At 74.8% G+C, this 15,090-nt stretch carries 13 protein-coding genes; 5 read left to right on the plus strand and 8 right to left on the minus strand.

Going from position 1 to position 15,090, the window contains the following annotated elements:
* Positions 1–24: 24 nt before the first annotated feature.
* Complete coding sequence (locus tag ACYVM4_RS17130) at positions 25–1,506, minus strand: DUF349 domain-containing protein (protein ID WP_460669311.1); 1,482 nt, start codon at positions 1,504–1,506, stop codon at positions 25–27.
* 305 nt (positions 1,507–1,811) lie between these two features.
* Here ACYVM4_RS17130 and hisS point away from each other — a divergent pair, with 305 nt between their 5' ends.
* Complete coding sequence (gene hisS / locus ACYVM4_RS17135; RefSeq protein ID WP_460669312.1) at positions 1,812–3,170, plus strand: histidine--tRNA ligase; 1,359 nt, start codon at positions 1,812–1,814, stop codon at positions 3,168–3,170.
* Between the two features lie 333 nt (positions 3,171–3,503).
* Here hisS and ACYVM4_RS17140 read toward each other — a convergent pair whose 3' ends face one another.
* Positions 3,504–4,802, minus strand: a complete 1,299-nt coding sequence (locus tag ACYVM4_RS17140; protein WP_460669313.1) for an APC family permease — start codon at positions 4,800–4,802, stop codon at positions 3,504–3,506.
* Positions 4,803–4,947: 145 nt separating this feature from the next.
* Here ACYVM4_RS17140 and aspS point away from each other — a divergent pair, with 145 nt between their 5' ends.
* Entirely contained in the window at positions 4,948–6,750 is a 1,803-nt protein-coding gene (aspS, locus tag ACYVM4_RS17145) for an aspartate--tRNA ligase (RefSeq protein WP_460669314.1), read from the plus strand.
* 167 nt (positions 6,751–6,917) lie between these two features.
* Here aspS and ACYVM4_RS17150 read toward each other — a convergent pair whose 3' ends face one another.
* The 4 genes from ACYVM4_RS17150 to ACYVM4_RS17165 all read right to left on the minus strand — a co-directional run bounded on the left by ACYVM4_RS17150 (position 6,918) and on the right by ACYVM4_RS17165 (position 11,262).
* Entirely contained in the window at positions 6,918–8,222 is a 1,305-nt protein-coding gene (locus ACYVM4_RS17150) for a winged helix-turn-helix domain-containing protein (protein ID WP_460669315.1), read from the minus strand.
* Positions 8,223–8,303: 81 nt separating this feature from the next.
* Positions 8,304–9,599: an APC family permease gene (locus ACYVM4_RS17155; protein WP_460669316.1), complete on the minus strand. Its 1,296-nt coding sequence runs from the start codon at positions 9,597–9,599 to the stop codon at positions 8,304–8,306.
* Positions 9,596–10,834 carry a glutathionylspermidine synthase family protein gene (locus ACYVM4_RS17160; RefSeq protein ID WP_460669317.1) on the minus strand — a complete coding sequence of 413 codons (1,239 nt, stop codon included), beginning with the start codon at positions 10,832–10,834 and terminating at the stop codon, positions 9,596–9,598. The genes ACYVM4_RS17155 and ACYVM4_RS17160 overlap by 4 nt, the downstream gene beginning before the upstream one ends.
* Positions 10,834–11,262 (minus strand): hypothetical protein, encoded by a 429-nt coding sequence (locus ACYVM4_RS17165; protein WP_368820098.1) that lies wholly within the window; start codon positions 11,260–11,262, stop codon positions 10,834–10,836. The genes ACYVM4_RS17160 and ACYVM4_RS17165 overlap by 1 nt, the downstream gene beginning before the upstream one ends.
* A gap of 400 nt (positions 11,263–11,662) precedes the next feature.
* On the opposite strand from ACYVM4_RS17165, the gene ACYVM4_RS17170 reads away from it, so the two are divergent.
* Positions 11,663–12,289: a maleylpyruvate isomerase N-terminal domain-containing protein gene (locus ACYVM4_RS17170; RefSeq protein ID WP_460669318.1), complete on the plus strand. Its 627-nt coding sequence runs from the start codon at positions 11,663–11,665 to the stop codon at positions 12,287–12,289.
* A 129-nt stretch (positions 12,290–12,418) separates the two neighbouring features.
* Here ACYVM4_RS17170 and ACYVM4_RS17175 read toward each other — a convergent pair whose 3' ends face one another.
* Entirely contained in the window at positions 12,419–13,006 is a 588-nt protein-coding gene (locus tag ACYVM4_RS17175) for a hypothetical protein (RefSeq protein ID WP_460669319.1), read from the minus strand.
* 56 nt (positions 13,007–13,062) lie between these two features.
* On the opposite strand from ACYVM4_RS17175, the gene dtd reads away from it, so the two are divergent.
* Positions 13,063–13,515: a D-aminoacyl-tRNA deacylase gene (dtd, locus tag ACYVM4_RS17180; RefSeq protein WP_368820101.1), complete on the plus strand. Its 453-nt coding sequence runs from the start codon at positions 13,063–13,065 to the stop codon at positions 13,513–13,515.
* Between the two features lie 39 nt (positions 13,516–13,554).
* Here dtd and ACYVM4_RS17185 read toward each other — a convergent pair whose 3' ends face one another.
* A complete protein-coding gene (locus ACYVM4_RS17185; protein WP_460669320.1) occupies positions 13,555–14,859 on the minus strand; it encodes a cation:proton antiporter in 1,305 nt (434 codons plus the stop codon).
* Between the two features lie 52 nt (positions 14,860–14,911).
* On the opposite strand from ACYVM4_RS17185, the gene ACYVM4_RS17190 reads away from it, so the two are divergent.
* Positions 14,912–15,049, plus strand: a complete 138-nt coding sequence (locus tag ACYVM4_RS17190; RefSeq protein ID WP_368820103.1) for a hypothetical protein — start codon at positions 14,912–14,914, stop codon at positions 15,047–15,049.
* Positions 15,050–15,090 lie beyond the last annotated feature (41 nt).

The following is a 15,090-nucleotide window of genomic DNA, read 5'->3' on the forward strand; positions in this document are numbered from 1 at the left end:
CGGGACCCTCCGGTGCGTCCCCGCTCAGCGCAGGTCCGCCGCCGAACGGCGCAGCGTCTCGAGCCACTGGCGGCTGGTGGCGAGCTCGCCCTCCAGCTTGGCCGCGCGCTTGGTGTCCCCGGTGGCCTGCGCCCGCGCCAGCGCGTCCTCCTGGTCCTCGATCTTCGACTCGAGCTGCGTGAGCATCGAGTTGGACCGGGCCTTGGTCTCCGGGTTGGAGCGCTGCCACTTCTCGTCCTCGACCTGGCGCACGGCGTCCTCCACGGTGCGCAGCTCGGCCTCCACCCGGCGCATGTGGGCACGCGGGACCTTTCCCGCCTGCTCCCACCGGTCGAGGATGTCGCTCAGCGCCCGCTTGGCGGCCTTGAGGTCCGTGACCGGCAGCAGCGCCTGCGCCTCGGCGAGCAGCTGCTCCTTCACGGCGAGGTTGCCCTCGAACTCCTCGTCGATCCGGTCGTTGTCGGCCTTGCGCGCCGCGAAGAAGGTGTCCTGGGCGGCACGGAACCGCGCCCACAGGGCGTCGTCGTCCTTCTTGGACGCACGCTTGGACTCCTTCCACCGGTCCATCAGGCGGCGGTACTCCGCGGCCGTGGCGCCCCAGTCGGTGGAGCCGGACAGGGCCTCCGCCTCGGCGATGAGGGCCTCCTTGGCCTTCTTCGCCTCGGAGTTGTCGGCGTCCAGCTGCGAGAAGAACGCGCGGCGGTGCCGGTCGAACGTGGTGCGTGCGGTGCGGAACCGCTTCCACAGGGCATCCTCCGCGGCCCGGCCCAGGCGGATGCCGGACTTCTGGTGGGTCTTCCACTGGTCGAAGAGCTCCGTCATCCGGGCCGACGACTGCTTCCACTGCGTCCGCTGCGGGTCCTGGGCGGCGATCTGCTCCGCCTCCGCGACGATCGCCTCCCGCGCCGCGACGTTCTGCGCGCGCTGCGCCTCGTGGGCGGCGCGCTCGGCGGCCTCCAGGTCCCGGATCGCCGGGCGCAGGGCCTCCAGACGGGACTCGAGGGCCTTGACGTCCCCGAGCATCTTGCGCTGGCCGACCTGCTCGGCGAGGTGGTCCACCGTGCTCTGCATGTCCGCCGAGGGCGCGCCCGCGGCCACCCGCTGCTCGAGCAGCGCCACCTGGGCCTCGACGTCGTCGAACTTCCGGGCGAAGTAGCCCAGCGCCTCGTCCTCGGTCGCGTCCGGGAACTGGCCGCAGAGGACCTCCTCGCCGTCGACCACCACGTAGACGTGGCCGTCCTCCGTGACCCGCCCGAAGGCCCGGGCGCGGGCCACGGACTCCGGGGAGGCGAGGGCCGGGGCCGCCGCCGGGGGCGCCGCGGGGGCCGGGGCCGCCGCCGGAGCCGCAGGCGGCTGGACCGCTGCGGGCGTGGGAGCCGGACCGGGGGTGGCCTGTGCCGGTGCCGCCGGGGCGCCCGGCCTGGGGGTCCCCGGCTTCGGCACGGGCCCCGGGGTGGGGACGGGGCGGGGCGTGGGCTGGTCGTCGGATTCGAGACGTTCTGTCACCGCTGAAACTCTTTCGCTCTCGCCGGCGGCGGCCCCGGGAACGTGCCCGGCGTCGTCGCCCGGCTTCGGACAATCGTCTGCCCCATACTACCGAGACCACCTGCTCCGGCTGCCGAGCGCCCACCCGGCCGCCCCCTGCGTGCCGACGTGCGCCCGCCCGGCCGGTGGGCCGGGCGGAGGGCCGGCTCCGGCCGGTGCTTTGGGCCGGGCGGCCGCAGATCCCTAGGATGAGTGCGGAACGGTCGGGCCCGTCCGGGCCGGCCGTCCCCCGTCCCGCCGCCGATCCACCCGAGGAGCACGTCCCCATGGCCCGCAAGACCTCCCTGTCCGGTTTCCCCGAATGGCTTCCGGAGGAGCGTCTGGTCGAGCTGCACGTCCTCGACGTCCTGCGGGAGAGCTTCGAGCTGCACGGCTTCTCCTCGATCGAGACCCGCGCCGTCGAGACGGTCGGGCAGCTGCTGCGCAAGGGCGAGATCGACAAGGAGGTCTACGTCGTCTCCCGCCTGCAGGAGGACGAGGGCGCAGCCCCCGCCGAGCGCGGCGACGACCAGCTGGCGCTGCACTTCGACCTCACCGTGCCCTTCGCCCGGTACGTGGTGGAGAACGGCGGGCACCTCGCCTTCCCGTTCCGCCGCTACCAGATCCAGAAGGTGTGGCGCGGCGAGCGCCCCCAGGAGGGCCGGGCCCGCGAGTTCACCCAGGCGGACATCGACGTGGTGGGCGACGGCACGCTGCCGTTCCGCTACGACGTGGAGCTCGCGCTCGTGATGATCGACGCCCTGTCCAAGCTGCCCATCCCGCCGTTCGTGCTGCGCGTCAACAACCGCAAGCTCGCCGAGGGGTTCTACCAGGGCATCGGGCTGCAGGACACGGCCGGGGTGCTGCGCAACATCGACAAGCTCGAGAAGATCGGCCCCGAGCGGGTCGCCCAGGCCCTGTGCGACGAGGTCGGCGCCTCCCCCGAGCAGGCGCAGGCCGCGCTGCAGCTGGCGGCGATCCGCACGGAGGACACCTCCTTCGTGGAGCAGGTCCGCGCCCTCGGGGTGAACACCCAGCTGCTCGAGGAGGGGCTGCGCGAGCTCGCCGAGGTGGTGGGGGAGGCCTCCCGGCGCGCCCCCGGCACGGTGGTCGCCGACCTCTCGATCGCCCGCGGCCTCGACTACTACACCGGCACCGTCTACGAGACCGTGCTCGTGGGCCACGAGCAGCTGGGCTCCGTGTGCTCCGGCGGCCGGTACGAGTCCCTGGCGTCCACCGGCAAGAAGACCTACCCGGGCGTGGGCCTGTCCGTGGGCGTCACCCGGCTGGTCACGCGCATGCTGTCCCAGGGGATGGCCGCGCCCTCCCGCAAGGTCCCCACCGCCGTGCTGGTCTCGCTGGTGGACGAGGAGTCCTGGTCCCCGGCCCAGGACGTGGCCCAGCAGCTGCGCGAGCGCGGCATCGCGTGCGAGGTCTCCGCGAGCGCGGCGAAGTTCGGCAAGCAGATCAAGTACGCCGAGCGCCGCGGCATCCCCTACGTGTGGTTCACAGTCCGCGGCGAGGACGGGACGCTCGCCCACGAGGTCAAGGACATCCGCTCCGGCGAGCAGGTCCCCGCCGACCCGGTTTCCTGGACCCCGCCGGCCGAGGACCTGCGCCCGGTCGTGCGAGCCGCAGGCTCCTGACCCGCTCGCCCGCCCCGTCCGGAGTTCCCGAGCCCCACCCTCCGACCGCCCGTTCCGCCCATTCCGCCGAGTCCCCAGTCCAGTGCCGTTTCCCCCGACTTCTTCTGGGGAATTGCGGCGAAAGTGGGGGCTCGACGCCACCGGCGCCGAGAGGTTGGGGGCTCGGCGCGAGATGGTGGCACGAGGTTGGGGGCTCGGCGCGGGCGGCGTCCGGTTGTGGGGACTCGGCGGCGGAAATGACGGGAGGCTGGGGGCTCGGCGGCGGGATGGACCAGGAAGTCCGGGGGCTCGGCCCGGGGTGGGGGCTCGGCGGTCGAGCTGGGGGAGCCGGGGTCAGCGTCGCCGTGCCAGGACCACGGCGCGCCCGGCCAGGCCCACGGCGAAGACCCCGAGCATGGTGACCACCGACTGCCACGGCAGCGTGAACGCCAGCACCAGGCAGCCGGCCAGCCCGAGCCCGTTGACCGCCCGCGGCGCCCACCCCGGCCGCTGCCGCAGCGTGAGCGCCGAGAGGTTGGCCAGCGCGTAGTAGACGAGCACCCCGAAGCTCGAGAACCCGATGACCGTGCGCACGTCCCCGACCAGCACGAGCGCCACCACGAGCCCGGCCACGGCCAGCTCCGCCGCCCAGGGCACTCGGTGCCGCTGCGACACCGCGCCCAGCGGCCCCGGGAGGTCCCGCTCGCGGGCCATGGCCAGGGCGGTGCGCGAGATCCCGGCGACCAGCGCCAGCAGAGCCCCCAGCGTGGCCAGGGCGGCGGCCGCGGTGACGACGACGGCGCCCGCGGTCGCCGGCCCCGCCGTCCAGCCGGCCTCCCGCACCACCGTCAGGAGCGGGGCGGCCGACGCCGCCAGCCGGTCGACGCCGAGGAAGCGCAGCAGCCCGAGGCCGAGCAGCCCGTAGAGCAGCAGCGTGAACGCCAGCGCCCCCAGCACGGCCCGGGGGATGGTGCGGGCCGGGTCCCGGACCTCCTCGCCCATCGTGGCCACGCGGGCGTAGCCGGCGAAGGCGAAGAAGAGGGTGCCCGCCGCCGGCAGCACACCCCAGCCGGTCCCGTCCCACACCGCGGCCTTCGCCCCGGAGGACCCGCCCGCGGCGGGCCCGGTGCCCCCGAACAGCAGGACCACCAGGGCCAGCAGGACCACGAGCACCGGGGCGACCAGCAGCTTCGTCAGCCGGGCGGTGCGGGTGACTCCGCCCAGGTTCACCGCCGTGAGACCGAGGACGGCGGCCACGGCGAGCAGCCGCGCCGCGGCGTCGTCGGCCCCCGTGAGCTCCGCGGCGTAGAGGCCGAAGGTCAGCGCCATCGCCGCGGCGGACGCGGTCTTGCCCGTCACGAAGCCCCAGCCGGCCACGAACCCGGGCCACGGGCCCAGCTGACGGTTCGCGTAGACGTAGGTGCCGCCGGACGCGGGGTGGACGGCGGCCAGCTGGGCGGTGGAGGTCGCGTTGCACCACGCGACCACCGCGGCCAGCAGCAGGGCGAGCGGCAGCCACGGCCCGGCGAACGCCGCGGCCGGGGCGAAGGCCACGAACACCCCCGCCCCGACCATGGAGCCCACGCCGATCACGGTCGCGTCGAGGGCGCCCAGGCGGCGGGCGAGGGCCGGGTGGCCGGGGGAGGTGCTCATGGGCGTCCTGTCGTCGTCCTGGTGCCGGAGGGCCGGGCTGTAAACTCGTCTCTCGGAACGAGAGTAGGGGCACCGGGGAAACACCGGGTCAACGCGCGAGACGCGCGGCCCCGTCCGCACCTCCCGAACAACGAAGGGTTTTTCAGTGCTGCGCACCCACAACCTCGGCGCCCTGCGCGCCGAGCACATCGGAGAGACCGTCACGCTGGCCGGCTGGGTCGGCCGGCGCCGCGACCACGGAGGGGTGGCCTTCCTGGACCTGCGCGACGCCTCCGGGATCGCCCAGATCGTGGTGCGCGACGAGGCGGACTTCCACCACCTGCGCAACGAGTTCGTCCTGCAGGTCACCGGCACCGTGGAGCGCCGCCCCGAGGGCAACGAGAACCCGGCGCTGGCCACCGGCGAGGTCGAGGTCATGGCCGAGACCGTGACCGTGCTCAACACCGCGGCCGCGCTGCCCTTCCAGATCGACGAGCACGTGGAGGTCGGCGAGGACGCCCGGCTGCGGCACCGCTACCTGGACCTGCGCCGGCCCGAGCCGGCCCGCATCATGCGCCTGCGCTCCGACGCCAACCGCGTGGCCCGCGAGATGCTGCACGAGGACGGGTTCACCGAGGTCGAGACGCCCACGCTGACGCGCTCCACCCCCGAGGGCGCCCGCGACTTCGTGGTCCCGGCCCGCCTGGCCCCGGGCTCCTGGTACGCCCTGCCGCAGTCCCCGCAGCTGTTCAAGCAGCTGCTGCAGGTCGGCGGGATCGAGAAGTACTACCAGATCGCCCGCTGCTACCGGGACGAGGACTTCCGCGCCGACCGCCAGCCCGAGTTCACCCAGCTCGACATCGAGGCCTCCTTCGTGGAGCAGGACGACGTCATCGCCCTCGGCGAGCGCATCGTGGCCGCGCTGTGGAAGCTCATCGACGTGGAGATCCCCACCCCCATCCGCCGGATGACCTACGCGGAGGCGATGGCGAAGTACGGCTCCGACAAGCCGGACCTGCGGTTCGGCCTCGAGCTCACCGAGCTGACCGAGTACTTCCAGGACACCACCTTCCGCGTGTTCAGGGCCCCCTACGTGGGCGCCGTGGTCATGCCGGGCGGGGCCTCCCAGCCCCGCCGCACCCTGGACGCCTGGCAGGAGTGGGCCAAGCAGCGCGGCGCCAAGGGCCTGGCCTACGTGCTCGTCGGCGAGGACGGCACCCTGACCGGGCCGGTGGCCAAGAACATCACCGAGGCCGAGCGCGAGGGCCTCGCCGCCGCGACCGGCGCGCAGCCCGGGGACTGCATCTTCTTCGCCGCCGGCGAGAAGAAGTCCTCCCGCGCGCTGCTCGGCGCGGCCCGCGTGGAGATCGGCCACCGCACCGGGCTGATCGACGAGGACGCGTGGGCGTTCGTGTGGATCGTGGACGCGCCCCTGTTCGAGTCCGCGGCCGAGGCCGTCGAGTCCGGCGACGTCGCGGTGGGCGCCGGCCAGTGGACCGCCGTCCACCACGCGTTCACCTCGCCCAAGCCCGAGTTCCTGGACACCTTCGACCAGGACCCCGAGCACGCGCTGGCCTACGCCTACGACATCGTGTGCAACGGCAACGAGATCGGCGGCGGCTCCATCCGCATCCACCAGCAGGACGTGCAGCGGCGGGTCTTCGAGGTCATGGGCATCGGCAGGGAGGAGGCCGACGAGAAGTTCGGGTTCCTGCTCGAGGGCTTCAAGTACGGCGCGCCCCCGCACGGCGGCATCGCCTTCGGCTGGGACCGCGTGGTCGCCCTGCTCGCCGGCACCGACTCCATCCGCGAGGTCATCGCGTTCCCGAAGACCGGCAACGGCTTCGACCCTCTGACCGCCGCGCCGGCCCCGATCACCCCCCAGCAGCGCAAGGAGGCCGGGGTGGACGCCAGGCCGGGGGCGAAGCAGGACGAGGACCTGAAAGCCGAGAAGGCGGCCGCGCACTAGGCCAGGGCACCAGCGGGCCGGGTCCGCCCGCTCCGGGCGGACCCGGCCCGCTGTGCTCCCGGTGCGCCGGTGCTCGGTCCGGCAGCAGCACGGCGGTGCCGAGCCCCCGCCGCAGGCCGATCCAGCCTGCGCCCACCGCGATCGTCGTCGGGACGGATCCTCGGGCCTCAGCGCGGACACGGTCGGCGGAGCTCTCCCCGCAGCGGACCGGTCAGATCCCCTCTCGCGTCCTCGTCCACGGCGACGGTCTCCGCGCCCAGCCACGTCGCGGTCGTCGCCAGCTCGGCCGCCAGCTCCCCGACGACGACGGAGCGCGTCGGCCACCTCGTTGCCGCGGCGGCGTCGGGACCCGCCGGCTCCTCGGCGAAGGCGGAGCGGACCAGGAGGACGCCGCGGTCCCGGTCGTACTTGAGGTCGACCCGGGCGACGAGGGACTCGCCGAGCAGGAACGGCAGCACGTAGTAGCCGTGGGTGCGTCGGGAGGCCGGGGTGTAGATCCCGATGCGGTAGTGCATCCCGAACAGCTCCAGGAGCCGACGACGCTCGAAGACGAGCGGATCGAAGGGGGCCAGCAGGGCACGGGCGCCCGTGCGGCGCGGCACGCCGGCGTCGACGTGCAGCCACGCCGGGCGGTCCCAGCCGGCGACCGTGACGGGCAGCAGCTCGCCGCCGTCGACGAGCTCGTCGACAGCGCGGCGGGTGACGCGCTGCCCGAGGCGGAAGTAGTCGGCGAAGCACCGGACGGTCCCGATGCCGTGGGCGCGGGCGGAGATGCGGACGAGCTCGCGGACGGCGTCATCCGGGTCCGGCGGCGGCTGACCACGGACGTGCGGGGGCAGGACGCGCTCGGCGAGGTCGTAGACCCGCTCGAACTGTGCGTTGCGGCGCGCGGCGCCGAGCTGCCCGGCGTCGAAGAGGATCTCCAGGGCTGTCCTGGCGGCGCTCCACCGCCAGCCCCACCCTTCCTCGGCGCGCTGCGCGTGGCGGGCGTCGACGAACGCCTCGACCTCCCGGCCCGTGAGCGGGCCGCGCTCGGCGACGACGTCACGGACGAGCTCGAGCACGCCCGGGTGGCGAGCCTCCAGCGCGTCGGGGTCCATGCCGGCCCAGCGCCGGCGGGTCCAGGCGACGAGCGGGAAGGTGGCGACGGGCAGGTAGCAGGCCTCGTGCGCCCAGGCCTCGACGAGGCGGCGCGGCGCCCGGCCCGCTGCCCGATCGAGCAGGGCGGTGTCGTACGGCCCGAGCCGGGCGAGCAGCGGCAGCAGGTGCGCCCGGGCGAGGACGTTGACCGAGTCGATCTGCAGCAGCCCGATGCGCTCAACGGTGCTCGTGACGTGCCGCATCGTCACCACCGGGGGCCGGGTACGGTCCAGGCCCTGGGCGGCGATCGCGATGCGGCGCGCCTGGGCCAGGCTGATCGTGGGGGTCACCCGGACGACGATACCGAGACCGGCGTGCGGAGTCGACGGCATTCGCGGCCGCGCGCACGACTGCGGCCGGGGCATGGTGGTCCGGGCACCAGCGGTCCGGCAGGGCAACAGCCGGCGAGGGGGTCAGTCGAGCAGGCTCTCCAGGTGCGGGGTGCGCTCGTGGGCGCCCGGCAGCGGCTCGCGGCCGCGGCCCAGGAGGAACCACAGCGGGACCACGAGCAGCGCCAGCAGCAGCCCCACCCACACCCACGAGGCGGTCAGCGCGTACTCCGCGCCCGTCATGACGAGGGCGACGGCCATGAGCGCGGCGCCCACCGCGCCGAGCGCCCGCGCGCCGACGGTCCGGCCGAGCTTCGCGACCGCCGCGCAGGCCAGACCGTAGTAGAGGGCCACGAGCACCGAGATGATGCCGATCGAGTCGTCGAACAGGGGCCCGGAGAACGCCATCCAGGCGGCGGCCACCACGGCGGTGGACCACGTGGCGAAGGACAGGGACAGGAAGCGGCGCGGCAGGTGCCCGCCGCGGGCCATGGACATCAGGCCCCGGGAGGTGGGGATCATCGTGGTGCCGATGGACGCGCCCGCGGAGACCGCCACGAGGGCGGCCAGCAGCGGGGAGGCCACCGAGGACCCCGGGGCGTAGGCCCAGCCGATGGCCGCGTAGGCGGCCGCGACCACGCCCAGCGCGATCCACGCGGAGACCCGCGGGGCCCGCTGGGTGGTGGACTCCTCGGTGAGCGAGAACGTGGAGTCCCACCCCCAGTACAGGAACAGGGCCAGCAGCAGGGCGGCCGCCACGTCCCCGGCCGAGACCCCGGGGCCGGTCGCGAGCTCCGCGGCGCCGTAGAAGCCGGTCCACTCCCCGTCCCCGGCGCCCGTGCCGGGCGGGAGGGCCGGCGCGGTGCGCACGGTCCACACCAGCGCGCCCACGCCGATCAGCTGCAGGACGGCCAGGACCCACTGCACGGCGGCCGAGATCCTGATCCCGGTCGAGGACACCGCCGCGAAGGCCGCCATGAGGAGGGCGGCCACGGCGGTGGTGGTCCAGGGCCCGGCCCCGATCCCGAGGGCGAACAGGGCGGAGTCGGCCGTGACCCAGGCCAGGGAGGCGAGCACGAGGGTCGCCGAGAGCCACAGCCCCCAGCCGCCCAGGAACCCGGTGAACGCGCCGTAGGCCTCCCGCGCCCACCGGTAGACCGTGCCCTGGTCCTCGTAGAGCGCGTCCAGATGGGCGAAGCAGATCGAGACGACCACCATGGGGAGCACGGCGCCGACCAGCACCACCGGGGTCCAGGCGCCGACCAGGGCGTGGATCAGCCCGACGGTGACCACGGCCGAGTACAGCGGGGCGATCGAGGTGGACCCGATGACCGCGGAGGTCGTGGTGGAGATCGACCGGGGGAGGAGGTGGGCGGTCACAGCAGACCCTTCTTGTCGATGACGTTGGGCACGAACCGGCAGTAGTAGTCGGTCAGCGGGCCGTCGGACTCGCGGATCCCGATCCCGGCCGCGCCCGCCTCGCCCACCACCCACGAGCCGATCACGGGGTGGTTGGGGGCGCCGTCGGAGCCGGGGAAGTTCCGGATGGGCGTGTAGGCCTGCCACACGTCCAGCGGGGAGGGGTGGGGGTGCTGCGAGCGGATCCGCACGTCGCGGGCGTGCATCTCGATGCCGTCCCCCTCGCGGCCGAACACGGGCTTGCGCACCCACTCCTGCAGGTCGCCGGGCCCGTCCGGGTGGGCGGCCAGCAGGTTCTCGTGGCCGGGGAAGCACCGCCACAGGGCCACGAGCAGCAGCTTGTTGGACTGGAACATCTTCCACGCCGGCTCGTACCAGTGGTGCATCAGGGTGGGGTCGTCGAGCACGAACGCGCCGGGCCCGTCGTCGACCATGTGCTCCCACGGGTGCAGGGCGAAGATCTCCTCGATCGGGCCCACCACCACGGGGTCGTCCACGTCCCCGGTCGCGTGCACCCAGCCGCGGGACCGGGTGTCGTAGCGGACGTCCTCGACCGGCAGCAGGACGGCCCGGTAGCCGGCCTCGACGGCGGTGTTCGCGATGACGGCGGCGTTGGCGGCGTCCTCCCCGGACTCCTCCTCCCGGGTGTAGGCCACGTGCAGGGTTTTCGTGGCCGAGAACGGCAGCCGCTGCCGCCACCGGTCCACGAGCATGGGCCACAGGCCGTTGAGCTGGTCGAACTCCGGGTGGTCCTCGCCCAGGCCCGGGATCAGCGACTCCATGCGGCTCCACTGGCAGATCGCCCCCTCGACGAGACCGGTGGGGGTGTCGCCGTTGAGCTCGAGCATCTTCGGCGGGCCCGTCCCGTCCCAGGCCAGGTCGAAGCGGCCGTAGATCGAGGGCTCCCGCAGCCGGAGGGAGTGCTGGGCCAGCTCGAAGGCCGCCTCCGACAGGCCCAGGGTGCCCAGGGCGCCGGTGGCCAGGTACCGGGCGGCCTCGGCGCACATCCGGTGCAGCTCGTCCGTGACGGACTCCAGCTCGTCCACCTCGTCGGGGGAGAAGACGTAGGCGGCGGTCTCGTTCCAGTACGAGAAGCGCCGGCCGTCGGGCCGCTCGGTGAGGGCGTAGGTGAGCCCCTCGGCGCGGATGGTGCGCTCCCAGCCCGGGCGCGGCGCCAGGCCGTCGATGCGCCGCATCAGGAGCCCCAGCCGCTCTTCGACCCGCCGAAGCCGCGCGAGACGCCGCTCTTGCCCACGGCTGTCCCGTCGCGGGGCAGTCCGCGGGCCACGGTCGCCGACGCCGGCGGGCGTCCGGTGGTGTAGCCCGCCGAGCGCGGCACGGGCGTGCCGACCGCCGGGACGGTCGCCGCGCGCGTGGAGCTCATGAGCACCCACATGGGGAAGAAGCCGCCCACCCGGGGCCCGCGGTCGTCGTCGCACTCGTCGTCGTCCACCCGGACGGGCTCGGCGCCGCCCTCCCCGTCCGGGTCCTGGACGCAGATCTGGGCGTAGTCGGAGTCCACCTCCTGCACGTCCTGGGCCTCCTGGCCGCAGCCCGTCAGGGCGATCGTCAGGGCGCCGATCGAGGCGGCGGCCATGGTCCGTGAGGAGGGGCGGGGCGGCATGCTGGGCCTTCCGGGACGGGAGCGGGACAAGGACTGGGCAGGACAGCGGCGGAGCGGGACGGCGGTGGAACATGACAGCGGTGGAACAGGAGGGAGGGGCACGGGTCAGGTCACAGGGTGCACGGGCCGGGACGGCCCGCAGGCGCGCGCACCGGCGCGGCCGCGCGGGTTCCTCCGAGCGTACGGCGTTCCGGTCGCGTCCGGGCCCAGCGGGGGCCGTCCCGTGTCCCGCACCGAGGTCGACGCCCCCCCACCCGGGCCTCGCACCGGGATGTGCGGGCGCAACCGGGAGCAACATCGGCCCCGGCGCCGGCGCCCCGCAGTATGCTTCGGGCACCTCCGGGGCCGTGTCCCGCCCGACCGGTCGGACCCGCCCGGCCCGCAGCCTTCAGGGGAGCCCATGAGCCGTGATCCCGCCGCCGCCCGCACCGCCCTCCTCGACGCCGGGGCCTGGTTCGCCGACCTCGTCGGGGAGCTCCGGCCGCACCACTGGACGCGTCCGGGCCTGGGCGCCTGGGACGTCCGGGCGCTGGTGGGGCACACCCACCGCGCGCTCGTCACGCTCGGCACCTATCTCACGGTGCCGGCCGAGGACGAGACCTGCACCGCCGTGGCCCAGTACTACGCGCTCTCCGCCGCGACCACGGACCCCGGCGAGGTCGCGGCCCGCGGCGTGGCCGCCGGCCGCGAGCTCGGCCGGCACCCGGCGGCCGCCGTCCGGGCGTCGCTGGAGCGGGCCCGGGACGCCCTGGCGCAGGTGCCGCTCGAGGAGGACCCCCTGATCCGCACCGTGGTGGGCGGCACCCGGCTGCGCGCCTACGTGCCCACCCGCACGTTCGAGCTCGCGGTCCACGGTCTGGACGTGGCGCAGGCCTGCGGGCTGGACCGGAGGCCGCCGGAGCACGTCCTGGCCGACGCCGGGCAGACGGTGCTGGAGGTCGCCGCCCAGGGCGGTCACCTGCCCGGGGTCCTGCTGGCGCTCACGGGCCGGCGGCCGCTGCCGCCGGGGTTCTCCGTCCTGGGCTGAACCGGCCCGGCAACCGGCGCCGCGGGCGCCCGAGGTCCGGTGGCCCGAGGTCCGGGCGCCCGAGGTCCGGTGGCCCGAGGTCCGGGCGGCGAAGTCGTGGTGCGCGGGATCGGGGTCCCGGCCCCCGGGTCAGAGCACCGTGCCGGCGGCGGCACCGTAGCCCAGCCCGATGAGCCCCCCGACGGCCGTCTGCGCCGGGGTGTGGTCCCCGGTGCGCACCCGCGAGACGGCGACCGCGACCGGCACCGGCGCCGCGGCCAGCGCCGCCCACGGCGTGAGCAGGACGCCGAGCCCCACGGCCCAGCACGCCGCCATCGCCACGTGGGCGGAGACCTTCCACCACAGCGTCACGACCAGCAGCACCAGGATGCCCAGCAGCACGAACGCCGTGGTCACCGGCACGACCACCGGGGCGTCCAGCACGAGCTCCGCGGCCACCACGAGGGCCGTCAGCAGCCCCGTGGCGGCGTAGACCGGCAGCCGCTGGGCCCGGGCGCGCACCAAGTGCCCGTCCACGCGCCCGCGCCGGGCCAGCGCCCGCAGCACGAGCATCGGCAGCGACGCCACGACCACCGCCGTCCCCAGGCCCCACAGGGCCCCGGACCACCCGGCCCCCGACCAGCCGGCGAGCACCAGCAGGGACAGCACCAGCGGGGCGGGCGCGAACACCTCGGCCACCAGGGTGCTCGGTCGGGACGTGCTGGGCGCGGCTGCCATGGGAGGAGGCTATCGGGGGTCCCGGGTCCGCCCGCGCCTGTGGTGGACTGGGGCCCATGCGCATCGTTCTGCAGAGGGCGGCCCGGGCCGCCGTGACCGTCGATGGAGAGGTCGTGGGGGCGATCGAGGAGCCGGGCCTCGTGGCCCTCGTGGGCGTGACCCACGACGACGACGCCGCGACCGCCGCGAAGCTCGCCGAGAAGACCTGGACGCTGCGGCTGCTGGCGGGGGAGCGGTCCTGCGCCGACCTCGGCGCCCCCGTGCTCGCCGTCAGCCAGTTCACCCTCTACGGCGACGCCCGCCGGGGCCGGCGTCCCTCGTGGTCGGCGGCTGCGCCCGGCCCCGTCTCGGAGCCGGTGTTCGAGGCCTACGTGCAGGCGCTGCGCGAGCTCGGCGCGCGCGTGGCGACCGGTCGTTTCGGGGCCGCGATGCAGGTGGAGCTCGTCAACGACGGCCCGTTCACCCTGGTCCTGGACAGTGCCGAGCTGGAGCGGCCCCGCCGGGGCTGAGGCGGGCCCGGGATCGGCCGGCGGGCCCCGGCGCAGGCCTCAGATCGCCGTGCGGGGGGCCGCCTCCTCGCTGCCCGTCTCCGCCCGTGCTTTGCGCTCCCGGGCGCGGTCGAGCAGGGTGATGACGGGCCCCGCGGTGACCCCGTGCAGCACGATCGAGGCGACGATCACCAGCCCCACGATGCGCCACAGGGCCTGGTCCTCCGCGGCGAACTCCCCCTCGGACAGGGCGTAGCCCAGGTAGTAGATGGAGCCGATGCCGCGCACGCCGAAGAAGGCGAGCACGCCGCGCTCCCACAGGCCCGTCCGGCCGCCGAGCAGGCTGATCCACCCGGCGAGGGGGCGCACCAGCAGCAGGAAGGCCGCGGCGACGAGGACCTCCCGCCAGGTGAGACCCTCGAGCAGTCCCCGGGCCACGGCACCGCCCAGGAGCACGAGCACCACCACGGTGAGCAGCCGCTCGAGCTGCTCGATGTAGCTGTGCAGCACGCCGTGGGCGCCGTGCACCCGCTCGCCCGCCCGGATGGTCACCGCGCACATGAACACGGCCACGAAGCCGTAGCCCTCGACCATCTCGGCCAGACCGTAGGTGAGGAAGGTGGCCGCGAGGGCCACGAACCCCTCGGTCTGCGCCGCCCCGCGGACGCTGTCGAGCCGGGACCGGAAGAAGAGCCGCCGCAGGAGCAGGCCCACCAGGACGCCGAACAGGCAGCCGACGGCGATCCGCCACACCACGTCCACGGAGAGGAAGTGCGGCAGCCACGCACCGGGCGCGGTGCCCACGACGCTCAGGGCGATCGCGAGGTAGACGAAGGGGAAGGCCAGGCCGTCGTTGAGCCCCGCCTCGGAGGTGAGCCCGAAGCGGACCTCGTCCTCCCCCTCGAGGTCCTCCTGGGACTCCGAGGGCTCCCCGACCTGCACCTCGGAGGCCAGGACCGGGTCCGTGGGGGCCAGCGCCGCGGCCACGAGCACGGCGCCGGCCGCGCTCAGTCCCAGCACCCACCACCCCAGCAGGGCCGCCCCCAGCAGGCTCAGGGGCATGGCGATGCCCAGCAGCCGCCAGGTCGTCGCCCACCGCCGGAGGCCGAGCGGACGGTCCAGCGCCAGTCCGGCGCCCATCAGCGAGACGATCACGCAGATCTCGCTCAGGTGCACGGTGACGTCGCCGTGGGCCACCGGGTCCGGGTCGGGCAGGGTGTCGGCCAGCGAGAAGACCACCGCCCCGGCGCCCAGGAACACCATGGGCATCGACACGGGGGCCCGCACGAGCAGGCGGGGCAGGAGGGCGGCCGCGAACACGGCCAGCCCGGCGGCGGCGAAGAGCAGACTCGGGGCCTCGAACACCGGTACCTCATTCCTGGAACGGCCGGGCGGGGTCCCCGGTGGACCCCGCGCCGTGCAGGTCGTCGTCATGGCCGTCGTCGTGGCCGTCGGCGAGCGGGGAGCGCTCGCCGGTGGCACCGACGTGATCAGCATGCTGATCGTACGCCCATCGACCCCCCTGGGGACAGGCCACGACGGGCGCAGCCGCTAGCCTGAGGAGGTGACCGGCTCCCTCTTCGACGACCTCGACGC

The sequence above is a fragment of the Kocuria himachalensis genome (assembly GCF_054784195.1).